The organism is Peribacillus sp., from assembly GCF_059453735.1.
Window position 1 is genome coordinate 1 of the sequence record NZ_JAZVJO010000401.1, and the last position, 12,143, is coordinate 12,143.

Consider the following 12,143-nt stretch of genomic DNA (forward strand, 5'->3'; position numbering starts at 1 on the left):
ATCGTCAATAATTTCTCAAATGATGATTCTTTATCCTCAATTTGATCTTCGAATGATAAAACGGCTATGCCGCGGTCTTTCATGTTCTTCTGCCATTCGCTATTAAAATCGCTGGCTAGTACAACTTCTTTTGCCCCTATAGTCGACAGCTCATTAAACAGGTCATCAAATCGTCCTTCGATAACGGTTGTCCTGCTTTCACCCGTCGATAGGTCTGTATAAGCAAATCCAAAGCTCTGATTATGAAAATCCGTAACGGTCGCAATGTAGTTGTTTTCTTTTTCATCTAACCCTTTGCCATCCATTTTCGTTCCAGGCGTAATCAGCTGGACTACTTCACGGCGAACCATCCCTTTGGCTACTTTCGCATCTTCTACTTGTTCACAAATGGCTACCTTGTAGCCTCTTTCAATCAAAACATCTATATAATTTGCTGCAGCATGATACGGGATTCCACACATAGGGATCTTTTCCTGCGTTCCCCCTTCACGCCCAGTCAGGGTTATTTCAAGTTCCTTTGATGCTGAAATCGCATCATCAAAAAACATTTCATAAAAATCGCCTAAACGAAAAAATAAAAAGGCATCCTGGTACTCTGCCTTTATTTTTAAGTATTGTTGAATCATTGGTGTGTATCCAGCCATGTTCCCAAAACCCTTCCAAACTAAATTATCATTATTATGTATCCACTATTATACCATAAGAAAAAAGCGAGTTTTCTATGAAATGCAGGTTGCTTCAGAAATTACAGACATATGTAAAAAAAACATTTTGGAACCTTTGCCAATAAAGACAATAAGACCGGATGAAAAAAATTCATCCGGTATCTATAATTAATGAATTCTGTCTTCTCCAGTATGATTCTGCCGGCTGATACCTAGCCATTTCAAGATAGCTCCTTATTCGTCCTCAAATTCAACAAGGAAGTCAGGATCCAAATCTTCAAAATCGTCATCTGGGTCATAGCCCCAATCATCATCACTGCATCCATCAGGACTAACGGCGACACATACTTTCGTTTCGCCAATCACCTCTACAAAGAATTCCCGTTCTACTTGAACGACAATCTTTTTCCCATCAGGAGAAATAGATGCTTCAATACAGTTTGGCTGTTGGACCGCTTTCGCAATAACTTCTTGATCTTCATGACAATCCGGGTCACGGTACTTTAACGATAAAACATCAGTATATTGTACCTTTTCAGTTACGACTTCTGTTTTTGTATTATGATTATGCGAATACCAAACATTAATTTCGTAGCTGCCGCGGATTTCCACTTTTTTATCAACCTTAATCGCTTCATATCTATGGTTGATAATCCAACATCCAAGAATGCTTGACGGATGATGAGCTGGGCTAATGGTGTGTGAAGACTTTGTAAATTTACGTCCCTTTGCCACCACCGCTTTAGTTATTATCTCTCTATAATCTGACATACTAGCGAACCCTCCTCATACAGTTTCCATTCATCCTATGCGGGTTAAAAGTCTAATGTGCCACAATTTTTCAGACTAGAAACTGAATCCCAAATCTTGAAACATACGTTATTTTATGCCCCGTTTCTAGGTAATGTGCCAAGACTGAGGAGGTATTTGTTAGATTGACAGCTTTTTAGGGTAAAAGATAGACTGATTTTTTGGTATTTACCTCCTTTAGGCTAAATAAGAAAAAACCCTTCGTTTGACGGAAGGGTTACTTTTAAAGTTTCTATTATGAACAGCTATTCCCGCCAGCACGTACCTTTGAACCGGTTTCCCCACTCAAAAGGTCACCTTCTGTCGCTTCAATAATTAGATCCGTTACCGTATTAGAAATCTGCGATGAAACCATCTGCAGAAGATCATTTACATCGACTTGAGATTGCTTAAACTCTTCTACGATTGGCAGTTCATCAATTTCTTTTTGCAATGCATCAATTTTTGCTTGTACTTGGTTATATGCTTTTTCTTTTCCGTAATGCTGGAAATTCACGGCTTGTTTTTGCAAGCTCTTGATGCTAGCAATCATTTCGCGCACTTTTTGATTATCATTTATCTGTGCTTCAGCACGCTTGAAGAAATCGACTTCTTCCGTACTTGCAATCATTTTTGCCAGCTCTGCTGCTCGTTCAATAATATCTTCTTTTGTATAAGTTGCCATTAGCTTTCCATCCTTATTGCGGCAGCTTCTTCGACCATATTTCCATTTAATGACCATGTTTTTGTACCTGTAATTTTCACAGAAACAAGCTGGCCAATAGCGGATTTAGGTCCAATGAAGTTTACCAGTTTATTTTTTGATGTATATCCGGCCAAAACATCCGGATTCTTCTTACTTTCACCTTCTACTAACACTTCGACAATCTGTCCCATATACGCATCCATTTTTTGAGCAGAAGTTTCATTCACCAAAGCATTAAGCCGCTGCAAACGCTCTTTTTTCACTTCCATTGGGACGTTATCTACCATTTTAGCAGCCGGTGTGCCTTCTCGTGGTGAATAAATGAATGTATAAGCGGCGTCAAATCCTACTTCACGGAACAGAGACATCGTTTCCTCAAATTGTTCTTCCGTTTCATTAGGATAGCCGACAATAATATCAGTCGTCAATGAAACATTGGGAATTGCCTCTTTTATTTTTGCGACAAGTTCTAAATACTGCTCACGTGAATACTTACGAGCCATGATTTTTAAAATGTCTGTGCTTCCTGATTGTACAGGAAGATGGATATGATCGACAAGGTTTCCGCCTTTTGCGAGAACTTCAATCAAGTGATCATCAAAGTCTCTTGGATGGCTTGTGGTAAAACGGACTCTTGGAATATCAATCTTACGCATTTCATCCATTAAATCACCGAGACCATAACTGCTGTCTGTGAAATCTTTCCCATACGCATTCACATTTTGTCCAAGCAAGGTAATTTCTTTATAGCCCTGTGATGCCAACTGGCGCACTTCTTGAATGATTTCTTCTGGGCGACGGCTTCTTTCTTTCCCCCGTGTGTACGGGACAATACAGTAGGTGCAAAACTTGTCGCAGCCATACATGATATTAACCCATGCCTTCGTTTTGCCCTTTCGAACCTTAGGAAGATTCTCGATCACATCGCCTTCTTTGGACCAAACCTCAATGACCATTTCCTTTGAAAGGTAGGCTTCATTAAGAATCTGCGGCAGACGATGGATATTATGCGTACCGAAAATCATATCAACAAATGAATGCTTGGCAAGTATACGATTAACGACTGATTCTTCCTGAGACATACATCCACAAACACCTAATAATAAATCCGGTCTTTCTGTTTTAAGTGTTTTCAAATGGCCAAGCTCGCCAAACACCTTATTTTCAGCGTTCTCTCGGATCGCACAGGTGTTTAATAGGATAACATTTGCATCATCGACTGTATTCGTAGCTTCGTAGCCAAGTGCGATAAAAATCCCAGCCATAACTTCTGTATCGTGTTCATTCATTTGGCAGCCATATGTACGAATGAAAAATTTACGTCCTTTACCCATATCGCGGAATTTCTCGGCGATGGCAAAATCTTTTTCATATTTAACTTCTTCTTTGCCGCGCTTTTTTGCATCCCTCAAAGATGGAGGTACGTAAACAGTCTGAAAGTAGCTGCTGTAGTCCTTTTCGGATATTTTGTCCGTGGGTTGTTCAGCATGCACTTGCTGTGATTCTAGACGCTGTTTTTCGTTCAAGAATATCCCCCTCTTTCTCATTCCCTATAAAACTGTAGCTTTTTTACTATTTTTGACTTACAACTTTTCATTTTAAACCATTTATAGGTTTCAAACAATCATTTATCCATATATTCAAAATCTATCCATAATTTAAATACAAAAAAATAAACGAGGACTGTTCCCTCGTTTTAAAGCTTACATTGACGAATAATACTCAGCTCCATTCCTGCTTTCTCAAATGCCTGCAATGCCTGCTCTAAGTCTGCTTTGCTGTGCTGGGATGTCACAATCGTCCTGATCCTTGCCTGCCCTTTCGCAACCGTGGGGAAAACGATTCCCTGAGCGAAAACGCCATTTTCCAGCAGTTTATCCGCTAATTTTAAGGTCAGCGCTTCATCTCCAATCATAACTGGCGTAATCGGCGTTTCACTTTTACCCGTATCAAACCCCAAACTCCGCAGCCCCTGTTTGAAGAATTCACTATTAGTCCAGAGTTTTTCGATTCGTTTCGGCTCTTCAATTAACACATTGACCGCCTCCATACAGGCCATTGTTACAGCAGGGGGGTGAGAAGTACTGAATAGAAATGGACGTCCCTTATGAATTATATAGTCAATTAACACCTGCGGTCCGGCGACATATCCACCTAACACCCCCATCGCTTTACTTAGCGTACCTACCTGTATGTCGACCTTTCCATCCAGTCCAAAATGATTGACGGTTCCACGGCCATTCTCCCCTAAGACGCCTGATGCATGGGCATCATCTACCATGATTAGTGCATCATATTTCTCGGCAAGTTTTACAATTTTCGGCAGCGGTGCAATCGTACCATCCATTGAAAAAACACCATCTGTAACGATTAAGCGTTTACGGTAATTTTGGGTATCAGCCAAGGTACTTTCTAGAGAAAGCATATCCATATGTTTATAGACCGATCGTGCAGCTTTCGTTAGACGGATGCCATCAATAATGGAGGCATGATTTAATTCATCGGAGATGACTACGTCGTCCTCACTTAATACCGCTGAAAGTACACCCTGATTCGTTGTAAAACCCGATTGAAAGACAAGAGATGCCTCCGTATGCTTAAAGGAAGCTAGTTTCTCTTCTAGCTCCTGATGCATAGTGAGCGTCCCGGCAATTGTTCGTACAGAACCTGTTCCTGCTCCATACTTTTCAATGGCCTTTATGGCGGCCTGTTTCAAACGGTGGTGATTGGTTAAACCTAGATAATTATTAGATGAAAGCTGGATGACTTCCCTCCCGTTGATCACTACCCTTGCCCCTTGTTCGGACTGAAGGGTAACTAATTGGCGAAATGTTCCCTCTTTCCTCATCCTATCTAATTCTTCCTGTAAATCGTTGAAGCCTTGCATATCATCCCCCCACTCATTTATTCATTTATCCATGCTGCGGATGAAGGATTACCTTACCGCATTTGCCCTCTATCATGAGATCAAAGCCTCTCTCAAATTCCCTCAGCGGAAATGAGTGCGTGATGATGGGTAATACATCGACCTGTCTTGTTGTAAGCAAACGTGAAACTTGCTGCCAGGTTTGAAACATTCTCCGTCCTGTTATCCCTTGAACCGTGATGCCTTTAAAAACGATGTCATCTGTGATATTAATCTCAACGGGGCGTGTCGGCAGACTTAAAATAGATACCCTCCCGCCGTTCGTAACCATTTTAAGACCTTGATTTATCGCTGCAGGGTTCCCGCTCATTTCACAAACTACGTCCACTCCATTGCCGGATGTTACTCGATCGATAACCTGCAGCGGATTTTCTTTTGCCGAATTAATCGTATATGTTGCTCCCATTCTCTTTGCAAGATTCAGTCTGTACTCGATTATATCAAGCGCAATAACTTCCGCTGCCCCTGCAGCCTTAGCGACACCTGCCGCCATCATCCCAATAGGCCCGCAGCCGATAATCGCAACAGTTTTGCCTACAACCTCCCCGGAAAGAACCGCATGAACGGCATTCCCCATCGGTTCCTGAATGGAAGCAACCTCCACTGGCATATCTTTAGGATTTTTCCAGACATTCTTAGCTGGTAAAACAATATATTCAGCAAAGCACCCATGAGTATCTACGCCGATAATTTTGGTGTGTTTACATATATGATAAAGACCTGCCAGACACTGTTGACACGATCCACAGACTAAATGTGTTTCCGCAGATACAAAGTCACCTTTCTTGAGAGAAGTTACTTTGGCACCGAGACCGACCACTTCACCAGAAAATTCGTGACCAAATATAAAGGGTGGATGTACCCGATTCTGTGACCATTCATCCCAAGTATAAATATGAACATCAGTGCCGCAGATAGAAGCCGCATTTACTTGGATTAAGACTTCCTCCTCCGCAAAGTCCGGAATATCGATCATTTGTAATTCAGCACCATAGCCATATTGATGTTTTATGATGGCTTGCATTTTCCCATTCACCATGGACACTCTCCCTAATCCTACCCACTTAATCATTGTTAATCAGCTGTTTTATCAATATGAAAAAACAACGATAAACATGACTGTCCGATTGAGAAATACAATAAGGACTATATAATGCGCGCACAATTTTTCAATATAATGATAGATATCTTGTACACCTTGTCTATCTTTGAATACTCTATCTTGTAGTCAATCAAAAAGGAGTGTTTTTCATGTCCAATAATTCAAATAACAATCATCATTCTAACTCAAATTCTAATAACAGCTTTACTTGTCATTGCCGATTTAATTCGCCAAATAACTCAAATACGAACTACAGCCAAAATTCTAATCAGAACAATACGAACTACAGCAACAATAACAATGGAAACCAGAACCACGATAACTGCTGGTTATTTCGATTAAACTGTGGTTGCAGACGACAAAATAACAATAACAATAACAACAACAATAATCATAACTGCGGCTGTAATGGTTCCTACTAATCGTAAAGACATCGCGCAGCTAAAATGAAGTCCCCCTCCATTTAGCGTTTATATTCAAGTAGAAAAAGTGAAACGGACAAGGTGCTTATCACCTTGTCCGTTTCATCCTTACATAAATTCCCCTGCCATTTGGTCAAACGCTTCCTGACTTAAATTGAGGTCAGCTTTGCTCAATCCTTCCTCTTTAAATCCAGGAATTAATTCTTGGTAGGATTGACGATCTGGATCTTGATAAATGATTCCCGTGACAAGACCATCGTGTTCCATAATGGTTTGCATCGCTTGCTGTTTATCGGAAGGATCATACTGATCGATTGTGCTCAGTTTGGTCAGGTTTTCTTTAAACCAATCGTACGTATTAATTTTATTATAGGTTACACACGGACTGAATACATTGATGAGGGAAAAACCCTTATGCCGAATGCCCGCTTCAATAATAGCTGTCAAATCCTTCAAATCAGTAGAAAAACTTTGTGCAACAAAAGTTGCTCCTGCGGATAAGGCTAATTCCATTGGAGAAACGGCTTGTTCGATTGACCCTTTCGGTGTCGATTTTGTTTTAAATCCGGCTGCAGAACGTGGAGATGTCTGTCCCTTTGTTAACCCATAGATTTGATTATCCATCACAATATACGTGATATCGATATTCCGTCGAATCGAATGGATGGTATGTCCCATACCAATAGCAAATCCGTCGCCGTCCCCTCCAGATGCAATGACGGTCAGTTCTCGATTAGCCATTTTAACACCCTGCGCGATAGGCAGGCAGCGTCCATGAATGCCGTGGAAGCCATATGATTTAATATACCCGGAAATACGTCCAGAACAGCCGATACCAGAGACAATGGCTAATTCATCAGGTACAAGCCCTACATTAGCCGCAGCTCTTTGGATCGCAGCCTGAACAGAGAAATCTCCGCATCCTGGACACCAGTTAGGTTTCACATTGTTACGAAATTCTTTAAACGTCGCCATCAGTGAACAACTCCTTGCATTGTGCATAGATTTCATGTGGCAGAAACGGGTTGCCGTCATATTTTAGGATGCTGTTGATTTTGTTGATTTGCCCAACATTCATCTTCAAAATATTAGCAAGCTGACCTGTTGCATTATTTTCAATAACGACCACTTTCTTAGCTGACTGAACTAACGGAAACATTTCATCCGCAGGGAATGGATGAAGCAGCCGTATATGGGCATGATTCACTTTCAGTCCATCAGCCTCAAGTCGTCCAATCGCTTCTTCAATTCCACCTCTTGTAGAAATAAAACCGACGATTAACAGATCAGGCTCTAAATGAGGGGTGTTTTTGTATACCGGTGTTTTAAAAGTAAGCTTTTTAATCTTCCGCATCCGTTTATCCATCTGACTCTTGCGGTTGACCGCTGACTCGGATGGCTTTCCTGTTTCATCATGTTCGACACCGGTCACATGGTGAATGCCGTTAAACATACCTGGTACTACACGAGGCGAAATACCATCTTCAGTTACTTCGTATCGTTTGTAATACTCATTGGCTTCGAGCACTGGGAGTGTACCCTGTTGCTGCAGTTTACCGCGTCTAATTTCAACTCGTCCATAATCCAAAGGCTCAACAGTCTGCTTTCCAAGCGACAACTGTAAATCAGAGAGAATGATCACTGGACACTGATACTCTTCAGCTAAGTTGAATGCCTCAGCTGTATCATAGAATGCCTCTTCCACGGTACTCGGAGCCATGACAATCTTGGGGATTTCTCCATGTGTTCCATAGATCATCGCCATAAGGTCAGATTGCTCTTGTTTGGTTGGTAATCCTGTTGAAGGACCACCACGCTGTGTATCAACAATAACCAGCGGCGTCTCCGTTATGCCGGACAAACCGATTGCTTCCATTTTCAACGATAAACCTGGTCCTGCTGATGCAGTAATCGCTCTTACACCACCGTAATTTGCTCCAATAGCCATCGTTGCGGCAGCAATTTCATCTTCAGTTTGTATAACTGTACCGCCTAATGGCGGCAACTTCTTTATCAGGTATTCCATAATTTCTGAAGCAGGAGTTATAGGATAAGCAGCCATAAATCGACACCCTCCTGCAATGGCTCCTAGAGCTATTGCATCATTACCTATCATAAACATTCGCTTCTTGCCGTCTGCTTCTTCAAGCATCATCTTCCCGACGTCTCCAGCTAACGCTTCTTTCATATGTTCATAGCCTGCCTCAATGGCAGCCATGTTTTTTTTGACAATCTCTTCTCCTTTACGACCAAATATTTCATTGACCACTCCGCTGAACACATCAATATTCATACCAAGAACAGCACATGTAGAACCAATAGCCACCATATTTTTCATCAATGAGGTTCCTAAATCTGCTGCTATTTCAGTAAAAGGAATACTGACTAGTACTGCCTTTGTGTCGGGTGGAACAGGTTTGAATTTTGAATCAGCAATGATAATTCCATTGTCATGAAGTTCTTCGTAGTTAACGTCGATCGTTTCCTGATCAAAAGCAATCAGAATATCAAGGTCATCTGAGATTGATCGGTTCTGGGTTGTACTGACTCTAATTTTATTATTGGTATGACCGCCTTTAATACGCGAAGAAAAATGACGGTAACCATAAAGGTAATAGCCCAGCCGGTTCAAAGCAATACAGAATATTTCCCCTGTACTTTCAATCCCTTCGCCTTGCTGTCCGCCAACTTTCCATGAAAGTTGATTGATCATATTCCTTACACCCCTTTTACGATATCTACTCGTCTACATGGTTCTAGAATCATTATTTATCAGAATAATAGGGCTGCATTACACTATTTTAAGCCCTCGGTAATCGTTTTCATTCTAGCTTTTTACATTCGAAAATGCAACCATTTCCTTCCATTATTAAATAAATATCTGAATAATTAGTTATTTAAAACTCTATCTAATTTATCAGAGATTACCGTTCCGGAAAGTGTGAAGCGAAATTCATAAAGGCAATTTTTTTAGTTAAATCCGCTGAATAATGTTTTTCTAATTCTTCAATTAATAAGCCGTACGCCTCATAAGATGCAAGGTTTTCAACAGTACGGTCGATTCCGTCAAAGTCTGAACCGAATCCAACTTGGTTCTCTCCTCCTAATCCGCAAATATAATCAAGATGTTTCAGAATATCTTTTATCTGTGCACCATCTGATGATCGTAAAAAATCCGGAAAAAATGCGATTCCTATTATTCCCTGTTTCTTTAAAAGTCCTTTAATTTGATCATCTCGTAGATTCCTTGGATGTGGACAAAGTTTATATACATTGGAGTGCGAGGCAATTGGATAATCAGCAAGGTCTAAGACATCCCAAAATGAGTGCTCCGATAAATGGGAAACGTCCGTACAGATTGACTTATTATTTAATAGCATGACTAAATGCTGACCAAATATACTCAGACCACTATTACGCTTCTCCAGGGCACCATCAGCCGCTAGATTACCATAGTTCCATGTCAGCCCTACAGAGGAGACGCCAAGACGTATGAGTGTACTTAATTTAAGCAAATCCCCTCCGACACAATCACAGCCTTCCAGCGTTAGAATAGCTCCAATTTCATCGCCCTTCATTGCGTCAATGTCTTTTTTAGATTTTATATGTTTGACGTTCGGCAAGTTTAGGACTTTTTCATAAAAAATATCAATCATCGCTAACGCAGCCATATAGCGTAGATCTGGATGAACAGCTTCTGGAATATATACCGCGAAGCATTGGATACTTCCAGGTGAATGGATGAGAGATTGATAACTCACTTGCAGCTTCGAATGATCGGTAAACAGTAGATTCCGGTCCAAAAAGAGTTTCATCAAAACATCACAATGAGCATCGAATATCCTCATTACATTCCTCCTTTATCAGCATAAAAAAAGAACCTGCTTGCAACGAAGCAAACAGGGGATTATATATAGTAGGTTCTATCGAGGTTCAATAATCAACTTTATTGCTGTTCGGTCTTCTCCATCAATCTTAATATCTGTAAAGGCAGGTATACAGATTAAATCCATTCCACTAGGGGCGACAAATCCTCGTGCAATCGCTACAGCCTTTACAGCTTGATTTATTGCACCCGCACCAATTGCTTGGATTTCTGCTCCTCCTCTTTCCCTGAGAACCCCGGCGAGTGCACCTGCTACAGAATTAGGATTAGATTTTGCTGAAACTTTTAATATTTCCATCCCTAGTCCTCCTTGTTTTCCCTTACCTTGGTGAAGACTGACTCAAAAGAAGTGATTCCATTCCATTGCTACTATATTCACTAGGTGAAACACCTATGACTGTAAATCTAAATTACCTGTACAAAATGTAGTTTGTCTTTATATTTATGTTCAAAAAAAATTGCCTATGCACGTATGCATAAGCAATTTATGATTCTTAATGATAAAAAGGATGATCTTCGTTAATTAATAAACGTTCTATTTTCTTAGCTTTTCCCGTTTGATCATTAATTTCAATGATAACAGCACTTAAAACGGTTCGGCCTTCTTTAGGAACTTCAAAACGAACCGGCAAGCTAGTTAAAAAGCGATGAATGACTGCTTCCTTCTCCATGCCAAGTATTCCGTCATACGGGCCTGTCATTCCCACATCAGAAAGAAAAGCAGTACCATTAGGGAGAATACGATTATCAGCAGTCTGTACATGTGTGTGTGTACCAACAACCGCCGATACTTCACCATCTAAAAACCAACCCATTGCTTGTTTTTCACTAGTAGCTTCACCATGAAAATCGACAAAGATAATAGGAGTGCGCTTCTTAGCTTCAGCAACCAATTCCTCTGCTTTTAAGAATGGATCATCGAGCGGTGCCATAAACGTTCTTGCCTGTAAATTAATTACAGCGATCTCAAGTTGATTTAGTTTTAAAAATTTCAAGCCTTCTCCTGGAGTTCCTTCAGGAAAATTTCCCGGTCGCACTAGGTACTTGGCATCATCAATAAACTCAAAAATTTCACGATTATCCCAAGTATGGTTACCCAGCGTTACTGCCTGTGCTCCCCATTCAAGGAATTCACGGTAAATTTTCTCTGTAATTCCACGTCCTCCAGCAGCATTCTCACCATTAATAATGGTAATGTGGGGACGGTACTTTTCTTTAATTTTCGGGAGATATTCCTTAACCATATCACGGCCCGGTGATCCAACTACATCACCTATAAATAGCAATTTCATGAAAAAAACCCTTCCTCTTCGCACATTTAGTAAGCTTTATTATTGTACCATAAAAAAATAAGAACAAAAAAACAAAGTGGATTTCTCCACTTTGCTTACTTAGCATATTCAACGGCTCTAGTTTCTCGAATCACCGTTACTTTGATATGACCAGGGTAATCTAGTTCTTCTTCAATCCGTTTCCGGATATCACGAGCGAGACGATGTGCCTCTAAATCATCAATTTGCTCTGGTTTTACAAGGATACGCACTTCTCGTCCTGCTTGGATAGCAAATGATTTCTCAACACCATCATAAGATTCCGAGATTTCCTCAAGTTTTTCCAGGCGGCGAATATAATTTTCTAGTGTTTCAC

Annotated in this window: 11 protein-coding genes and 1 pseudogene; all 12 read right to left on the reverse strand. The window is 40.6% G+C overall.

Annotated features, from left to right (window positions below; all coding sequences use genetic code 11):
* Positions 1-644 (reverse strand): MutS N-terminal domain-containing protein (locus AC52RT_RS13300; RefSeq protein WP_495541190.1); only part of this gene is annotated, 644 nt, incomplete at its 3' end.
* Between the two features lie 255 nt (positions 645-899).
* Positions 900-1,436 (reverse strand): outer spore coat protein CotE, encoded by a 537-nt coding sequence (locus AC52RT_RS13305; protein WP_495541191.1) that lies wholly within the window; start codon positions 1,434-1,436, stop codon positions 900-902.
* A gap of 274 nt (positions 1,437-1,710) precedes the next feature.
* Complete coding sequence (locus AC52RT_RS13310) at positions 1,711-2,139, reverse strand: YlbF/YmcA family competence regulator (protein WP_040376547.1); 429 nt, start codon at positions 2,137-2,139, stop codon at positions 1,711-1,713.
* On the reverse strand, positions 2,139-3,686 hold the full coding sequence (miaB, locus tag AC52RT_RS13315) for a tRNA (N6-isopentenyl adenosine(37)-C2)-methylthiotransferase MiaB (protein ID WP_495541192.1): 1,548 nt from the start codon (positions 3,684-3,686) through the stop codon (positions 2,139-2,141). The genes AC52RT_RS13310 and miaB overlap by 1 nt, the downstream gene beginning before the upstream one ends.
* A 170-nt stretch (positions 3,687-3,856) precedes the next feature.
* The gene (locus AC52RT_RS13320) at positions 3,857-5,047 is read right to left on the reverse strand and encodes a glycine C-acetyltransferase (RefSeq protein ID WP_495541193.1); all 1,191 of its coding nucleotides are present in this window, start codon (positions 5,045-5,047) and stop codon (positions 3,857-3,859) included.
* A gap of 25 nt (positions 5,048-5,072) precedes the next feature.
* Complete coding sequence (gene tdh / locus AC52RT_RS13325) at positions 5,073-6,158, reverse strand: L-threonine 3-dehydrogenase (RefSeq protein ID WP_495541194.1); 1,086 nt, start codon at positions 6,156-6,158, stop codon at positions 5,073-5,075.
* Between the two features lie 560 nt (positions 6,159-6,718).
* Positions 6,719-7,585, reverse strand: a complete 867-nt coding sequence (locus AC52RT_RS13330) for a 2-oxoacid:ferredoxin oxidoreductase subunit beta (RefSeq protein ID WP_495541195.1) — start codon at positions 7,583-7,585, stop codon at positions 6,719-6,721.
* Positions 7,572-9,323 (reverse strand): 2-oxoacid:acceptor oxidoreductase subunit alpha, encoded by a 1,752-nt coding sequence (locus AC52RT_RS13335; RefSeq protein WP_495541196.1) that lies wholly within the window; start codon positions 9,321-9,323, stop codon positions 7,572-7,574. The genes AC52RT_RS13330 and AC52RT_RS13335 overlap by 14 nt, the downstream gene beginning before the upstream one ends.
* 211 nt (positions 9,324-9,534) lie before the next feature.
* A complete protein-coding gene (locus AC52RT_RS13340) occupies positions 9,535-10,458 on the reverse strand; it encodes a dipeptidase (protein WP_495541197.1) in 924 nt (307 codons plus the stop codon).
* A 75-nt stretch (positions 10,459-10,533) separates the two neighbouring features.
* A complete protein-coding gene (locus AC52RT_RS13345; RefSeq protein ID WP_040376540.1) occupies positions 10,534-10,794 on the reverse strand; it encodes a stage V sporulation protein S in 261 nt (86 codons plus the stop codon).
* A gap of 196 nt (positions 10,795-10,990) precedes the next feature.
* Complete coding sequence (locus AC52RT_RS13350) at positions 10,991-11,788, reverse strand: TIGR00282 family metallophosphoesterase (RefSeq protein WP_495541198.1); 798 nt, start codon at positions 11,786-11,788, stop codon at positions 10,991-10,993.
* Between the two features lie 95 nt (positions 11,789-11,883).
* Positions 11,884-12,143: pseudogene (locus tag AC52RT_RS13355) on the reverse strand (ribonuclease Y); the annotation flags it as partial.